General features: G+C 63.8%; 16 protein-coding genes and 1 tRNA gene. 5 read left to right on the forward strand and 12 right to left on the reverse strand.

Annotated elements, in window-relative coordinates; translation table 11 throughout:
- Window positions 1-312: 312 nt before the first annotated feature.
- The 8 genes from rplL to HAP41_RS31115 all read right to left on the reverse strand — a co-directional run bounded on the left by rplL (window position 313) and on the right by HAP41_RS31115 (window position 5,353).
- Window positions 313-690 carry a 50S ribosomal protein L7/L12 gene (rplL, locus tag HAP41_RS31080; protein ID WP_028152883.1) on the reverse strand — a complete coding sequence of 126 codons (378 nt, stop codon included), beginning with the start codon at window positions 688-690 and terminating at the stop codon, window positions 313-315.
- A gap of 54 nt (window positions 691-744) precedes the next feature.
- Window positions 745-1,263, reverse strand: a complete 519-nt coding sequence (gene rplJ, locus HAP41_RS31085) for a 50S ribosomal protein L10 (protein ID WP_166092795.1) — start codon at window positions 1,261-1,263, stop codon at window positions 745-747.
- 586 nt (window positions 1,264-1,849) lie between these two features.
- Window positions 1,850-2,803, reverse strand: coding sequence for a 2-hydroxyacid dehydrogenase (locus HAP41_RS31090; RefSeq protein WP_166092789.1), 954 nt, complete (start codon window positions 2,801-2,803; stop codon window positions 1,850-1,852).
- 121 nt (window positions 2,804-2,924) lie between these two features.
- The gene (gene rplA, locus HAP41_RS31095; RefSeq protein WP_014494487.1) at window positions 2,925-3,617 is read right to left on the reverse strand and encodes a 50S ribosomal protein L1; all 693 of its coding nucleotides are present in this window, start codon (window positions 3,615-3,617) and stop codon (window positions 2,925-2,927) included.
- Window positions 3,618-3,623: 6 nt separating this feature from the next.
- Window positions 3,624-4,052, reverse strand: coding sequence for a 50S ribosomal protein L11 (gene rplK / locus HAP41_RS31100; protein ID WP_006611824.1), 429 nt, complete (start codon window positions 4,050-4,052; stop codon window positions 3,624-3,626).
- 131 nt (window positions 4,053-4,183) lie between these two features.
- On the reverse strand, window positions 4,184-4,741 hold the full coding sequence (gene nusG, locus HAP41_RS31105; RefSeq protein WP_166092773.1) for a transcription termination/antitermination protein NusG: 558 nt from the start codon (window positions 4,739-4,741) through the stop codon (window positions 4,184-4,186).
- Entirely contained in the window at window positions 4,741-4,932 is a 192-nt protein-coding gene (secE, locus tag HAP41_RS31110) for a preprotein translocase subunit SecE (RefSeq protein WP_007611620.1), read from the reverse strand. Before secE ends, nusG begins: the two co-directional genes overlap by 1 nt.
- Before the next feature lie 345 nt (window positions 4,933-5,277).
- Window positions 5,278-5,353, reverse strand: a tRNA-Trp gene (locus tag HAP41_RS31115).
- A 152-nt stretch (window positions 5,354-5,505) separates the two neighbouring features.
- Here HAP41_RS31115 and HAP41_RS31120 point away from each other — a divergent pair.
- Entirely contained in the window at window positions 5,506-6,729 is a 1,224-nt protein-coding gene (locus HAP41_RS31120) for a serine hydrolase domain-containing protein (RefSeq protein ID WP_166092765.1), read from the forward strand.
- Between the two features lie 150 nt (window positions 6,730-6,879).
- Here HAP41_RS31120 and HAP41_RS31125 read toward each other — a convergent pair whose 3' ends face one another.
- Both HAP41_RS31125 and HAP41_RS31130 read right to left on the reverse strand, forming a co-directional pair.
- Window positions 6,880-7,647: an SDR family NAD(P)-dependent oxidoreductase gene (locus HAP41_RS31125; protein WP_063982568.1), complete on the reverse strand. Its 768-nt coding sequence runs from the start codon at window positions 7,645-7,647 to the stop codon at window positions 6,880-6,882.
- A 69-nt stretch (window positions 7,648-7,716) separates the two neighbouring features.
- Entirely contained in the window at window positions 7,717-8,415 is a 699-nt protein-coding gene (locus tag HAP41_RS31130) for a histidine phosphatase family protein (protein ID WP_166092754.1), read from the reverse strand.
- Between the two features lie 134 nt (window positions 8,416-8,549).
- Here HAP41_RS31130 and HAP41_RS31135 point away from each other — a divergent pair, with 134 nt between their 5' ends.
- Window positions 8,550-9,335 (forward strand): SDR family NAD(P)-dependent oxidoreductase, encoded by a 786-nt coding sequence (locus HAP41_RS31135; protein ID WP_028152877.1) that lies wholly within the window; start codon window positions 8,550-8,552, stop codon window positions 9,333-9,335.
- Between the two features lie 929 nt (window positions 9,336-10,264).
- Here HAP41_RS31135 and HAP41_RS31140 read toward each other — a convergent pair.
- Window positions 10,265-10,747, reverse strand: coding sequence for an anthrone oxygenase family protein (locus tag HAP41_RS31140; RefSeq protein WP_166092750.1), 483 nt, complete (start codon window positions 10,745-10,747; stop codon window positions 10,265-10,267).
- A gap of 68 nt (window positions 10,748-10,815) precedes the next feature.
- Between HAP41_RS31140 and HAP41_RS31145 the strand changes: the two genes are divergently transcribed.
- The 3 genes from HAP41_RS31145 to HAP41_RS31155 all read left to right on the forward strand — a co-directional run bounded on the left by HAP41_RS31145 (window position 10,816) and on the right by HAP41_RS31155 (window position 13,218).
- Window positions 10,816-11,466 (forward strand): TetR/AcrR family transcriptional regulator, encoded by a 651-nt coding sequence (locus HAP41_RS31145; protein WP_166092737.1) that lies wholly within the window; start codon window positions 10,816-10,818, stop codon window positions 11,464-11,466.
- Between the two features lie 93 nt (window positions 11,467-11,559).
- Entirely contained in the window at window positions 11,560-12,747 is a 1,188-nt protein-coding gene (gene argE, locus HAP41_RS31150) for an acetylornithine deacetylase (RefSeq protein WP_166092727.1), read from the forward strand.
- A gap of 168 nt (window positions 12,748-12,915) precedes the next feature.
- Window positions 12,916-13,218: a hypothetical protein gene (locus tag HAP41_RS31155; protein ID WP_166092716.1), complete on the forward strand. Its 303-nt coding sequence runs from the start codon at window positions 12,916-12,918 to the stop codon at window positions 13,216-13,218.
- A 199-nt stretch (window positions 13,219-13,417) separates the two neighbouring features.
- Here HAP41_RS31155 and HAP41_RS31160 read toward each other — a convergent pair whose 3' ends face one another.
- Window positions 13,418-14,044 carry a LysE family translocator gene (locus HAP41_RS31160; RefSeq protein ID WP_166092704.1) on the reverse strand — a complete coding sequence of 209 codons (627 nt, stop codon included), beginning with the start codon at window positions 14,042-14,044 and terminating at the stop codon, window positions 13,418-13,420.
- Window positions 14,045-14,090 lie beyond the last annotated feature (46 nt).

Consider the following 14,090-nt stretch of genomic DNA (forward strand, 5'->3'; position numbering starts at 1 on the left):
GCATAGGCACGCCCGCCCGTCACAACGATTGTCTTCACGGACTGCAAAAGCCCGAAATAGCCTGCTCTCCCAACGGCTTACAGGGAATCCGGCATCCCTGCCCACCGCGCTTTCGTGCTGTCGAACCGATATGGGGCGACAATAGTCGAGATTCGAGGGGTCAACCTTCAAATCCCAACACTTTTTCGTGTTCGGCCTACGTCGGAGCGTTCCGTCGCACGCCTTTTGCATCTGGCCCGCCCCTTTTGGGGATGGACCAGGATCCCGGGCCTCGCATGATGCGCGCCCCGGGATCCGGCCAGTAAGCGTTGCTTACTTGAGCTCGACCTTCGCGCCAGCCTTCTCGAGCTGGACCTTGATCTTCTCGGCTTCGTCCTTGTTCACGCCTTCCTTGACCGGCTTCGGCGCGCCCTCGACGAGGTCCTTTGCTTCCTTCAGGCCCAGGCCGGTGATGGCGCGGACTTCCTTGATGACCTCGATCTTCTTGTCGCCGGCGGCGGCAAGAACGACCGTGAACTCGGTCTTCTCTTCAGCCGGAGCGGCGGCAGCGCCACCACCAGCCGGGCCGGCCACGGCGACAGCCGCGGCAGCCGAAACGCCCCACTTCTCTTCGAGGAGCTTCGCGAGTTCGGCAGCTTCGAGCACGGTGAGGCTCGAGAGGTCGTCAACGATCTTCTGCAAGTCAGCCATTGTTCAGTTTCCTTGAGTGTAAGTCTGGTTCGGGTTTGAGTTTTGCGAAGGGCGTCAGGCCGCTTCGCCCTTTGAGGCATGAGCCTGGATGACGCGCGCGAGCTTGCCCGCGGGCGCATTGGCGAGCTGAGCGATCTTGGTCGCCGGGGCCACAAGAAGGCCGACGATCTTGGCGCGCAGTTCATCAAGCGACGGCAGCGAGGCAAGTGCCTTCACGCTGTCGACATTCAGGACGATCTTTCCCATCGAGCCGCCAATGATGACGAACTTTTCGTTCGTCTTGGCGAATTCGACGGCGACCTTCGGCGCCGCTACCGGATCGTTCGAAGTGGCGATCACGGTCGGTCCCTTCAGCATGGGGCCGATGGCAACGACGTCAGTGCCTTCAAGAGCAATTTTGGCGAGACGGTTCTTCGAGACCTTCACCGAGGCGCCAGCCTGCTTCATCTGCATACGCAGCTTCTGCATCTGGGCAACGGTCAGGCCGGAATATTGAGCAACGACCGCGACGCTCGTGGTCTTGAAGACCCCATTGAGCTGTTCGACCGCTTCCTTTTTTGCCGCTCGTTCCACAGCAAGCTCTTTCCGGTTGGCGGTCATCGCGAGAAGCGGGACCGCCGGGTTGCACCCATCGCCCCACCCAAAACCTGAACCTCGGGGCCAAAACCCCTTCGGACACGCGCCGGGCGAGACGACAATTCAAAGCCTGCCCTCCGGGAGCCCTTAAGGCCCACGGCGTGTCGAGGTCCGAACCAGACCCGTTTCGCAAGCCAGCCGTTAAAGCTGGATACGAAGTGAAATCCGGTCTTCACCCGTCTATGCAGGCCATGCGATTAAGCCGTTGAGAAATCGAAATTTCCCGCGGGCGCCTGCAGTCTTGGACAGGACGAGGTCAGCCGGCGAACCGCCCGACCCCTGCCCGCACTCCACCAACCGACGGGTTTTCCTTCCTTTTCGGGCAAATCCTCACGGACGCCCTGAAAAGGAATGATCTCCTGTCCTTGTCGGGTTTTCGGAATGCGTGCACGAACGCGCCAGCCGAGGCCGGCACGTCCGGAAGCGGTTCTTTAACCGCTCGGAGCCCGCTTGCCAAGAGCAAAATTCACACCAGTTCCAATCCGTTGCCGGCCGGGCCTGAGGCGGCCCGACAAGGGCCGATTCAGGCCGATTTGACCCCGTATGGCAGCGGCTTGCCCGCGAAGAAAGCCGTCAGGTTCGCCAGCACGCAGTTCTGCATGGCGACGTGCGATTCGAGGGTGTGGCCGCCGATATGCGGGGCAAACACGACATTGGGGAGCGCCGTCAGCGCGTCGGGGGCGTACGGTTCCTTCTCGAAGACGTCGAGGCCGGCGCCGGCGATGGTCCTGTCGGAGAGCGCCGCCACCAGGGCCTTCTCGTCAATCACAGAGCCGCGGGAGATGTTGACGACGTAGCCGTGCTCCCCGAGTCGCCCGAGGATATCAGCGTTGACGACGTGCTGGGTCTCGGCCCCTGCCCGGACCGCGATCATCAGCACGCTGCACCAGTCGGCCAGCGCCTCCAGCGTCGGGAAATATTGATAGGGCAGATCGTATTTGGTGCGGCTGAAATAGCCGACCTCGCTCTCGAAGGCGGCGCAGCGCGCCGCGATCTTGCGGCCGATCTCGCCCATGCCGTAGACGCCGATGCGGCGGCCGGGCATGCCGGCCTGCGGCCGCATCATCGGCGACTGCTTTGAGCCGGCCCAATCGCCGCTGCGGACATATTGGTCGGCGACCAGGATCCGCCGCGTCGTCGCCAGCATCAGGGTCATCGCAATGTCGGCGACGGAAGCCGCATTGGCACCGGGGCTGTGGCCGACCGCGATGTTGCGCGCGACGGCCGCCTGCAGGTCGACGCCGTCATAGCCGGTGCCGTAGCAGACGATGGCGCCGAGTTTTGGGAACAGGTCCATCGCCTCTGCCCCGAGCGGCGAGCCGCCGGCGGTGAGCATCGCGCGGATGCCGCCGAGCTCATCGGCCGAAAACACCTCGCGCGCCGGCTTGCCGCCGGTGTCGAGCAGTTCGAACCGCTCGGCGAAGCGCGCCATCATCGTCTTCGGGAAGCGCGAGTAGATCAGGACCTTGTCAGCCATTTTTTCTTGTTTCCCGGTTCTTGTTTCCGATGAACGCCGCCGCAAACGACGAGGGGCGGAATCGGTTGCCCAATTCCGCCCCTCGCCTCGTGCAATTTCCAAACCTCAGCCGAGGCAAGCCTTAACCGAGAATGGTGCCCGGCTCGACCTTCACGCCGGGGCCCATCGTCGAGGACACCGCAACGCGCTGGATGTAGGTGCCCTTGGAGCCAGCCGGCTTCGCCTTCGAGACAGCATCGGCCAGGGCCTTGATGTTCTCGACCAGCTTCTCCTCGGAGAACGAGGCCTTGCCGACGCCGGCCTGCAAAATGCCGGCCTTCTCGACGCGGAACTCGACCGAGCCGCCCTTGGCACCCTTCACCGCACCGGTGACGTCCATGGTCACGGTGCCGATCTTCGGGTTCGGCATCAGGCCGCGCGGGCCGAGCACCTTACCGAGACGGCCGACCAGCGGCATCATGTCGGGGGTGGCGATGCAGCGATCGAAATCGATCGAGCCGTTCTGCACTTTCTCGACGAGGTCCTCGGCACCGACGACGTCGGCACCCGCAGCCTTGGCCTCATCGGCCTTGGCGCCGCGGGCGAACACGCCGACGCGGAGCGTACGGCCGGTGCCGTTCGGCAGGGTCACGACGCCGCGGACCATCTGGTCGGCGTGACGCGGATCGACGCCGAGATTGATCGCGACTTCGATGGTCTCGTCGAACTTCGCCTTGGCGCGTTCCTTGACCATCTTGATGGCGTCCGCGAGCGGGTAAAGCTTTTCGCGGTCAACACCTTCGCGGGCTTTGTTCAAACGCTTTCCGATTGCCATGACCGCTTACCCCGCCACTTCCAGACCCATCGAACGGGCAGAGCCCTCGACCATCTTCATGGCCGACTCGATGGAATCGCAATTGAGATCCTTCATCTTCTTCTCGGCGATCTCGCGCACCTGCGCCTTGGTCACCTTGCCGGCCTTATCACGGCCCGGCGCCTTCGAGCCGGACTGGATCTTGGCGGCCTGCTTGAGGAAGAAGGACATCGGGGGTGTCTTCATCTCGAACGTGAACGAACGATCGGCGTAGATCGTGATCACGACCGGAATCGGGGTGTTCTTCTCTTCCTTCTGGGTCTGGGCGTTGAACGCCTTGCAGAACTCCATGATGTTGAGACCGCGCTGACCAAGCGCGGGACCGATCGGGGGCGAAGGATTCGCCGCACCGGCCGGGACCTGAAGCTTCAGGTATCCGGTCACTTTCTTTGCCATGTATCACTCCTGTTGTGCCGGCAGGGCCGGCGGTTTCAGGTTCGTGGTCTGGGTCGGATGCGGCTGGCAACCGCCCTCTCCCTCCCACGGCCTCTTGCTAGCGTGAGACCGAAGCCTCACGCCTCAATCGATCAGACCTTCTCGACCTGACCGAATTCCAGTTCGACCGGCGTGGCGCGGCCGAAGATCGACACCGCGACCTTCACGCGCGAGCGCGCCTCGTCGATTTCCTCGACCATACCCGAGAACGAGGCGAACGGGCCATCGGCCACACGCACGTTCTCACCGATCTCGAACGACACCGACGCCTTCGGCCGTTCCACGCCCTCCTGCACCTGGTGCAGGATGCGCATGGCCTCGGCTTCCGAGATCGGCATCGGCTTGTTCTCGGCACCGAGGAAGCCCGTGACCTTCGGGGTGTTCTTGATCAGATGGAACGCCTCGTCGGTCAGCTTCATCTTCACCAGCACGTAGCCCGGGAAGAACTTGCGCTCGGCGTCGATCTTGCGGCCGCGGCGCACTTCCGTGACCTTTTCGGTCGGAACCAGCACCAGCTCGAACAGCTCCTCGAGCCCGCGCTGCTTGGCCTGCTCACGGATCGATTCGGCGACCTTCTTCTCGAAGTTCGAATAGGCGTGGACGATGTACCAGCGCTTGTCGGTCGATTGGGTTGCAGCGGCTGTTGCCATCAGTGAATGCCCAAAAGGAAGGTGATGAGGTAACGGATGATCTGGTCGGCGGCGAAGAAGAAGATCGAGGCCACGGCGACCATCACGAACACCATGATGGTGGTGATCGTGGTCTCACGACGGGTCGGCCAGGTGACCTTGGCGGTCTCCGAGCGCACTTCCTGCAAAAACTTGAACGGGCTAACTGCCATCGTTTGATGTCCAACGTCCGTCGACAGACGCGAATGAATTTCAGGGATCCGAACAGCCGCCGTTGGCCCAGCCCTCTGTCTCGAAGGATGAGCCGGGAAACCGGGCTCGATTGTTCGGGGATTTCAAAGCCGCGCCGGAAATCCGCGTTTAACGGGCCGGCTGCGAGTGCGGGGTAGATACTGCGGATGGGGCCAAAGGTCAAGGTGTGGGCTGCCCGGGACACGCGCGGCCGAGGCCAGCGGACCCGATCCGGATCAAGGGCTTACCCGGTCCGCATGATCCACGGTCCGAGCTTGTCGGCCCGCCACCGTCCTGCCTGTCGATCCTGATTGTCTGGGATTAGCTGGCAGGAGTGGCAGGGCTCGAACCTGCGACCCCCGGTTTTGGAGACCGGTGCTCTACCAATTGAGCTACACTCCTACGGACCCTCGCGTCGCCACGCGGATCAGGGGCGCTTTCAAGCACAGGGGACGGCTGGTTTGCAAGGGTGAAGCGCGCTGGCTTCGCTTGTTTGTGCCGCGCCTTCTGGGCCAGAGTTCATTCCCGATAATAATGTGCGCCCGGGAGTGAACATGACTGCCACAGCCGCCGCCCAAGCCGCCTCCGCGCCGAAAACCCCGCCTTTGCCCGAGGCCAGGCCGGAAACGCTGGGTCTGTCGCGCCCTCGCCTGCAGGCGATGTCGGACGCCTTCAAACGCGAGATCGACAAGGGAACCATTCCCGGGGTGACCGTGCTGGTCGCCCGGCGCGGCCAGGTCGGCTGGTTCGAGGCGCTCGGCAAGCAGAGCCCGGCGGGACCTGCGCCGATGGCGCTTGATTCGATCTTCCGGATCTTCTCGATGACCAAGCCGATCGTCTCGGTCGGCATCATGGCGCTGGTCGAGGATGGCCATTTGCTGCTCGCCGACCCCGTCGCCAAGTTCATTCCGGAGTTCGCCAACCAGAAAGTCGGCGTCGTCAGTGGCGGCAAGCTGGAACTGGTTCCGCCCCGGCGGCCGATGACGGTGCAGGACCTGCTCCGCCACACCTCTGGTCTCACTTACGAGCACCAGGGCGACGGCCCCGTGCACAAGCTCTACCAGGAGTCCCGCGTCCGCAGCCGCAAGATCACCAATGCCGAGCATGCCGCGCTGGTGGCAAGCTTCCCGCTGGTCTGCCATCCCGGCGACGAGTTCAACTACAGCCGCTCCACCGACATCCTCGGCCGCATCATCGAGGTCGTCAGCGGCAAGTCACTCGGCGCGTTCCTCACCGAGCGCATCCTCGCGCCGTTGCGGATGACCGAGACCGGCTTCTCGACGAGCGAGGCCAATACCAGCAGGCTCGCCCAGCCGTTCGAAGCCGATCCCTGGACCCGCGACAAGGTCGCGCTGTTCAACATGCTCGAGCAGCCGGTGATGGAGTCCGGCGACGGCGGCCTGGTCTCGACCACGACGGACTACGCCCGCTTCGCGCTGATGCTGCGCAACGGCGGCACGCTCGACGGCAACAGGATCATCGGCCGCAAGACGCTGGAGCTGATGGCATCCGATCACCTCGGACCGCACGTCGTGACCAACGGCACACTGCTGTCGCCGGGCCACGGCTTCGGCCTCGGCTTTGCCGTGCGCCGCGAGGCCGGCATCGCGCCGTTCCCCGGCAGCGTCGGCCAGTATTTCTGGAGCGGCATTGCGGGAACGTTCTTCTGGATCGACCCGAAGGAGGATCTGTTCGTCGTGTTTATGTCGCAGGGACCGGGGCAGCGCGACCACACGCGGACGCTGGTGCGGGATCTGGTTTACGCGGCGGTGGATTGACGATCGCTCTCGTGCGCCGGACGCGACGCAACGCGTAGCGGTGCGTCGCAGAGCCGGGGCCCATGTCTCCGCGATCTCGAACGCCGCCTTCTGGGTCCCGGCTCAGCGGAGCAGCACTTCGTGCTGCACCGCGTCAGGGACGCGAGACCATCAACTAATCGTCGCGCCGCCGTCGATCACCATGGTCTGGCCGGTCATGAAGTCGCCGGCCTTCGATCCCAGGAACACGGCGGCGCCGGCGATCTCGTCGGGGATGCCGATGCGCAGCAGCGGCGAGCGCGAGGTCGAGGCCTTCAAATTCTCCGGATTGTCCCACAGTGCCTTGGCAAAATCGGTCTTGATCAGGCCGGGCGCGATGCAGTTCACGCGGATGTTGTGCTTGCCGTACTCGCAGGCGAGGTTGCGCGCGAGCTGCATGTCGGCGGCCTTGGAAATCGCGTAGGCGCCGAGGATGGTCGAGCCCTTCAGGCCGCCGATCGAGGAGACGATGATCACCGAGCCGTCCTTGCGCTCGATCATCTGCGGCACCACCATCGAGATCAGCCAGTTGTTGGCGACGATGTTGTTGTCGAGGATCTTCCGGAACTGATCGTCGGAGATGCCGGCGAGCGGGCCGTAATACGGGTTCGACGCGGCGTTGCAGACCAGCACGTCGATCTTGCCGAAGGCGCGGTTGCTCTCATCGATGAGGTTTTGCAGATTTTCCTTCGACGAGATGTTGGCGGCGATCGCGACCGCCGTGCCGTTGCCGAACTTGTCGTTGATGCCCTTCGCAACCTGGTCGCAGACATCGGCCTTGCGCGAGGAGATCACGACCTTGGCGCCGTGCTCGGCCATGCGCTCGGCGATCGCCAGCCCGATACCGCGCGTCGAGCCGGTGATGACGGCGACTTTCCCCTTCATGTCGAACAAGGTCATGGTTTCCTCCCAGATTATGGTTTGATTGACTTGAAGCTTACGCCGTGTCCGCGCGCGCGGACAACGGTATCAGGCGAGCTTCTTGACTTCCGGCCCCGCCAGCTGATGCATCTCGGCGTGCGCGTCATCAGCGATCCACGGCTGCTGGTTGACCATCGGCAGTCGCCAGACCGAGCGTTCGGGGCTTGAGAAATAATCGAGCCGCGTGATCGACACATTGTCGATGTCGAACGACAGGGCCCGCTCTACCTGGCCGTCGAGTGCGAGGCCGATCGCCGCCTTGATGGTGCCGCCATGCGCGACCGCGATCACATCCTGCCCGGCCGCCTCGTTGTTGATCCGCTCGACGGTGCGGCGCGTGCGGTTGTAGAGATCCATGAAGCTTTCGCCGCCGGGCGCGGGCTCGTTGATGTCGGCGAACCAGCTCGAGCCGACGGGGCGGCTGGCGATGAACTGGGCGCGGTTCATGCCCTGCCAGCGTCCGAGATTCTGTTCGGCCAGGTCTGCTTCCCATTTCATCGATGCGGGCCTTGGGAAGCCGGCCGCCCAGATCGCTTCCGCGGTCTGGTGGGTGCGCATCAGATTGCTCGAATACCAAACCGCCTTGCGTGGCAGCACCTTGGCAACAGCGTTGAACACGTAGGTGTCGCTGGTGTCGCAGGCGAGATCGCTCTGCCCGTAAATCTTGCCGCCGTCATTGCGCACCGGCGCATGACGGACCCACCACCACCGCGTCGTGACCACTTTGGGCTTGTCTGCGCCTGTCATCGAAACTCTTCCATCCCGTTTAATGTCGCTGTACGTCAGGTGTGAACGTGTCTCAAGACACTTTACCGTTTGAAATCTTGTTTGAAATTCCGTCGCGCGGCAAGCGTCGCGCAGCATACCAAAGGGAGAAACGCATGGGCCGTCTGCAAGGCAAATCCGTCATCATCACCGGCGCCGGCAGCGGCATCGGCCGCGCCGCCGCACTCCTCTTCACCCGGGAAGGCGCCAAGCTGATCGCGGTCGACCGCACCGAGGCGGTGAAGGAGACCGTCGACGAGGTGAAGAAGGCCGGCGGTGTCGCGGAAGCCATGGTGGCGGATGCGGGCTCCGAAAAGGACGTCATGGCCGTCATCGACAAGGCGGTGAAGACGCATGGCCGGCTCGACGTGATCTGGGCCAATGCCGGCGTTTCCGGCGGGCTCGTGCCGCTCGGCGAGCAGACCGTGGAACAGTGGCAGGAGGTGCTGCGCGTCAACCTGATCGGCCCGTTCCTCGCGGTGAAGCATGCGATGCCGCACATGGTGAAGCAGCAGTCCGGCGCGATCGTGCTCACGGCGTCCGTCGCGGGCCTCAAGGCCGGCGCCAGCGGACATCCCTATGCGGCGAGCAAGGCCGGTGTGATCAGCCTGGTGCAGACCACGGCGTATTCGCTCACCGGCACCGGCGTGCGCATCAACGCGGTGTGTCCGGGCCTGATCGAGACCGGCATGACCAAACCGATCTTCGACCGCGCCAAGGAGCGCGGCACCCAAGACAAGATCGGCCAGCTCAATCCGTTGAAGCGCCCCGGCCAGCCGCACGAGCTCGCGGCGATGGGGCTGTTCCTGGCCAGCGACGAGGCGTCGTATGTCAACGGCCAGGCGTTCCCGGTTGACGGTGGTTTGACGGCGTCGATGCCGTATACGGGCAAGCCGGTTTAGCACACGCTCTCTCGCATCCCGGACGCGCTGCGTCCGGGATGCGAGACCGGAGTTTTGGCGCGCAACTGCCTCAACATCGTCATTGCGAGCGCAGCGAAGCAATCCAGAATCCCTCTGCGGAGGCAGTCTGGATTGCTTCGTCGCAAGAGCTCCTCGCAATGACGGAGTGTGGGGTGACACGGCCGCTTCATCATACGCATCTTCATTGCGGACACACCCTCGCGTCCTCGCGGCTTGCTTCGCCCGAGCTTTGCTTGGTCGCCTCACCCCCAATTGAAAGAGGGCGCAGGGAAGGCCGGGAGCCGGCTGGCTCCCATTGTCCGCTATGCCATGAGTAGTTTGCGCTACAATGCACAGCGGGTAACAGGGCAACCGGAGCATCCCGGCCTTCCCTGCGCAGTGGTTGGAACGGCTTATGTCGTGCTCTCCCCGGGGAGCGTTGCACTATTGCCCCCGTCGCCGTTGCGGATGGCTGATGCGCATGCCCGGTCGGGCTGCCACATCACCGCAAGACTTGGCGCACAGACCCCGGGCGCCAGGACGACACGATTTGGCCGTACGCCGATCACATCTGTCGTTGGCGCGAGGTCTTCGCTCACGGTCGCCCGCCCTGCGAAGCTTTTCGTGCCGATGTGACCTGCGTCCACCGCCGCCCGGCCCGCGTTCGTGACGATCGCGATACGCCCCTCTTCCTTGGGCCGGGTTGCGGCGACAGATACGCCGTTTCCGAATTTCGGTAAAGTGAAATATTTTCGCGAGTACACATTGACCGAGAGTTTGAGTGTTTTGCCCGACGGGCAACGCAAGGTCTTGTAGACTGGAGATCTTGTAGCCCGGATGGAGCGAAGCGTAATCCGGGGTTTGGGCCCCCCGGACATAATGGCCCCGGATTTCGCTTCGCTGCATCCGGGCTACGATGCCGATTTGGCCTACGAAGCCAGCGCTGCGACAAACAACCCGCTCGCGACCACCGACGCAACCATCCGCACGTGGTTCCAGAACGTCCAGTCCTTCAGATACGCCGCCCACACCGCGCCAGCCTCCGGCGCGGACGGCTGCAACGCGGCGAGCGCGTTGTTGAGCGGGACGTTGAACACCATCGTCACCACGAACATGCCGATGACATAGAGGCCGCCGCCGGCGATCATGCTCACCGCTCCCGGCTCGCTGACGCGCAACGCACCCATCACCACCAGCGCCGCGCCCGCCACGGTCGTGCCGAGAAACAGCGGCATGAACAGCGAGCGTACGATGTCGACATTGATCGCGTTCATCGCCGCGATGCCGGCGGCCTGATCGAGCCGGTCAAACGCGGTCATGATGAAGGTCGAAAAGGCGAAATAGATTCCGGCCATGAGGCCGCAGCCGATCGCCGAAAACCAGAGCAGTCCGGTCGTAAAAACCTGCCGCATGCCGCAGCTCCCTCAAATGCGATAAACTCTCTTATTCCTAACGTCAAGCGCAGATGGCGGGAATCAGGATGCCGGCACGGAAAAGCAGGACGGACAAGACGACGCACGCGGCCGCGCGACGCACGCCGCTGGTGCCGACGCAGGAGCGAAGCCGGGAACGCTTCGACCGCATCCTGACCGCTGCGGCCGAGATCCTCACCGAGAAAGGCAGCGACGCCTTCCGGATGAGCGACATCGTCGAGCGCACCGGCATCGCGTTCGGCTCGCTCTATCAATATTTTCCGGACAAGAGCACCGTGATCGGGACGCTCGCCGAGCGCTGCAATGTCATCGGCCGCGACTGCGTCCAGCGCGACCTCGCCGAGATGAAGAAGCTGTCCGACCTGCACGCTGCGCTATGCCGCATCACCGACGGCTATGACCAGATGTTCCGCGAACATCCCGTGATGCATCACATCTGGCAGGCGACGCAGGCCGACCGAAGCTTGCAGAAGATCGACGAGGAGGATGTGGCTTTTCTCGCCGGCCTCTTGAGCGATACCCTCAAGCGTGTCGCGCCGAAACAGCCCGCCGCCGCCCTCACCTCCTTTTCGCAACTGGCGATGATCCAGATCGCGGCCGCGGTTCGTCACGCCATCGCCTTGCCGCCGGCGGAGGCGCGGCGTACGCTCGACCTGTTCAAGCGAATGCTGCCGAAAGATCTCTCCGCGCTCGGCTAAAGCACCCCTCGCGACCGGATTTGCCCGAACCGCCACTCCGTTGGTATGTTTCGTGCAGGCGGCGAAGCCATCCTCCATCTCATGAACGAGACAATGCCCAACCTGATTTTCCCGAGTTCACGACCCGATCGCATTCGCAACCTCCTCGCCGACCTCGTCGGCTTCGACACCGTCAGCGACCGCACCAATCTGCCCTTGATTGCCCATATCGAGAGCTATCTCGCTTTCCTCGGTGTCAAGGGCGAGCGCATCGTCGACGACACCGGCCAGAAGGCCTCGCTCTGGGTCACGATCGGACCGGAGGACCGTCCAGGCCTCGTGCTGTCGGGACACACAGACGTCGTGCCGGTCGTGGGCCAGGACTGGAGCCACGATCCGTTCAAGCTGGTCGAGCGCGACGGCAAGCTCTACGGCCGCGGCACCACCGACATGAAGGGTTTTGTCGCGGTGTGCCTCGCCATGGTGCCGGAGATGCTGGAAGCGAAGCTGACGACGCCGATCCATCTCGCCATCTCCTATGACGAGGAGATCGGCTGCGTCGGCGTGCGGCCGATGCTGCGCGAGGTCGCGAAGAAGAAGATCAAGCCGCTCGGCGCCTTCATCGGCGAGCCGACCGAGATGAAGGTCATCATCGGCCACAAGGGCAAGCACGGCGTGCGCGCGACATTCCGTGGTCTCGCCCGCCACTCCTCGATCGCGCCCGACGGCGTCAACGCGATCGAATACGCGGCCGAGCTCATCACCGAAATCCGTCGCCGTGCCGTGAAGCTTGCGGCCGCGCGATCGAATGACAGCCTCTACGACGTTCCGCATTCGACGCTGCTCACCAGCATCGTGCATGGCGGCGCCGCGCTGAACATCGTGCCCGATACTTGCACGGTGGATTTCGAATGCCGCGGCATCGGCATCACCGAGTCGCGCGAGGTGACGGATGCGATCGTCGCCTGGGCCAAGGCCGAGCTCGAGCCGGAGATGAAGGCGAGACATCCGGAGTGCGGCATCGATTTCGAGGAGATCCTTGATTATCCCGCGCTCGACACGGCGGCCGACGCCGCCATCGTCACACTGGCAAAAGGCCTCGCCGGCCGTAACGACCACGCCAAGGTCGCCTTCGGCACCGAGGCGAGCCTGTTCGCCAGCATGGCGGATATCCCGTCGGTGGTGATCGGCCCCGGCGCGATCGCGCAAGCGCATACGCCCGACGAGTTCGTGGCGATGGCGGAGCTGGAGAAATGCGCAGGCTTCGTGGAAAGGCTGATCGCGCATTGTGTGAAGGGCTGACCCGTAGGGTGGGTTAGCTTAGCGCAGCGTAACCCGCCACTTCTGTTGCGCCGTGCGAATGGCGGACAACGATGCGCCTTTGCCCACCCTGCGGGAGCTGATTTGCCCGACAGGCAAGGCTCCCTTCTGCTAGGCTCCAGACTCTCGCCTAACCGAAGGGAGAACTCCATGAAGGCCATCGCACTGGGCGCACTCGGGGCCGCGCTGGTTGCGGCCGCCGCTCCCGCCGCGCCGCTCAACGCAACGACGATCGGCTCTGCCGAAATCTCCGACGTCGACCAAGTCGGTCTGATCTGCAACGAGTATTATGGACGCTGCTGGCGGACCCGGGGACGCTATGTCCTGCGCTACTTTGACGACCCCAGCTACCTCCCCGGCAGGGGCTACAACTACTACGCCGGTCCCGGCTATTACGATCGCGGATACGGCGGCTACTACGTCGGACCGAGGTTCACCATTCGCGCCCGGTAGCAGGCCAATCACCATCAGAGCGGCGCTCGACGCCGTCGCGTCGAAGAAGAAGGGCATGAACAGCGAGCGCAGGATGTCGACATTGATGGCGTTCATCGCCGCAACCGTTCAGAGCGTAGCCCGCATGAGCGTTAGCAACATGCGGGACCGCCGTCCCGGGTGTCGCTGCGCTCACCCGGGCTACGGGAGCACGCGTTCCTCATCGCTCCTGCAACGCCAGCCGCACGCCGACAGCGCAGTAGATGGTCCCGACCACCTTGCCCTGCCATTTCACCACGGCCGGATGGCGGCGCAGGAGATTGCCCAGACGACCGGCGCCGACGGCGAACACCACGGTGCTGACGAGACCCAGCAGCACGAAGACGATGCCGAGAATCGCAAGCTGAAGTGCGATCGAACCGTGCTCCGGCCTCACGAATTGCGGCAGGAACGCAAGGAAGAACAGCGCGGTCTTGGGATTGAGCACTTCGGTCAGCACGGCCTGCCGGAAGGCCCGGCCCGCGCCGATCGCGGGCGCGCCGCCGTTCAGCTCGACCGGCGCCTTGTCGAGCATCGCGCGAATGCCGAGATAGATCAGGAACGCAGCGCCCGTATATTTAACGATGCTGAACAGCAGCGCAGAGGTCGCGATGATCGCCGAAAGACCGACGATCGCCATCGAAGTGTGGATCAAGTCACCGGCCGCAATCCCCGCGCCGGTCGCGATGCCGACCTTCGTTCCCGAGCTAACCGCGCGCGCCATGGTGAGCAGCGTCGCAGGCCCGGGAATGAAGACAAAACCGAGTACGATGAGGATGTAGGTGATGAGGGTGGCGTGATCGATCATGTGGCTGGCCGTTCTTTCACTGATGTCGCTACGACAGCGGTGTCAT

Origin of the sequence: Bradyrhizobium barranii subsp. apii (assembly GCF_011516635.5) — a bacterium.
GTDB lineage: Bacteria > Pseudomonadota > Alphaproteobacteria > Rhizobiales > Xanthobacteraceae > Bradyrhizobium > Bradyrhizobium barranii.

What these genes read in the sequence shown, in the direction of transcription:
- nusG (WP_166092773.1), bottom strand. Translation starts at nt 4,741, where the DNA reads ATGGCAACAGCCGCTGCAACCCAATCGACCGACAAGCGCTGGTACATC.
- HAP41_RS31155 (WP_166092716.1), top strand. Translation starts at nt 12,916, where the DNA reads ATGAAGGCCATCGCACTGGGCGCACTCGGGGCCGCGCTGGTTGCGGCC.
- secE (WP_007611620.1), bottom strand. Translation starts at nt 4,932, where the DNA reads ATGGCAGTTAGCCCGTTCAAGTTTTTGCAGGAAGTGCGCTCGGAGACC.
- HAP41_RS31145 (WP_166092737.1), top strand. Translation starts at nt 10,816, where the DNA reads ATGCCGGCACGGAAAAGCAGGACGGACAAGACGACGCACGCGGCCGCG.
- rplL (WP_028152883.1), bottom strand. Translation starts at nt 690, where the DNA reads ATGGCTGACTTGCAGAAGATCGTTGACGACCTCTCGAGCCTCACCGTG.
- argE (WP_166092727.1), top strand. Translation starts at nt 11,560, where the DNA reads ATGCCCAACCTGATTTTCCCGAGTTCACGACCCGATCGCATTCGCAAC.
- HAP41_RS31140 (WP_166092750.1), bottom strand. Translation starts at nt 10,747, where the DNA reads ATGCGGCAGGTTTTTACGACCGGACTGCTCTGGTTTTCGGCGATCGGC.
- rplA (WP_014494487.1), bottom strand. Translation starts at nt 3,617, where the DNA reads ATGGCAATCGGAAAGCGTTTGAACAAAGCCCGCGAAGGTGTTGACCGC.
- rplK (WP_006611824.1), bottom strand. Translation starts at nt 4,052, where the DNA reads ATGGCAAAGAAAGTGACCGGATACCTGAAGCTTCAGGTCCCGGCCGGT.
- HAP41_RS31120 (WP_166092765.1), top strand. Translation starts at nt 5,506, where the DNA reads ATGACTGCCACAGCCGCCGCCCAAGCCGCCTCCGCGCCGAAAACCCCG.
- HAP41_RS31090 (WP_166092789.1), bottom strand. Translation starts at nt 2,803, where the DNA reads ATGGCTGACAAGGTCCTGATCTACTCGCGCTTCCCGAAGACGATGATG.
- HAP41_RS31135 (WP_028152877.1), top strand. Translation starts at nt 8,550, where the DNA reads ATGGGCCGTCTGCAAGGCAAATCCGTCATCATCACCGGCGCCGGCAGC.
- HAP41_RS31130 (WP_166092754.1), bottom strand. Translation starts at nt 8,415, where the DNA reads ATGACAGGCGCAGACAAGCCCAAAGTGGTCACGACGCGGTGGTGGTGG.
- HAP41_RS31125 (WP_063982568.1), bottom strand. Translation starts at nt 7,647, where the DNA reads ATGACCTTGTTCGACATGAAGGGGAAAGTCGCCGTCATCACCGGCTCG.
- HAP41_RS31160 (WP_166092704.1), bottom strand. Translation starts at nt 14,044, where the DNA reads ATGATCGATCACGCCACCCTCATCACCTACATCCTCATCGTACTCGGT.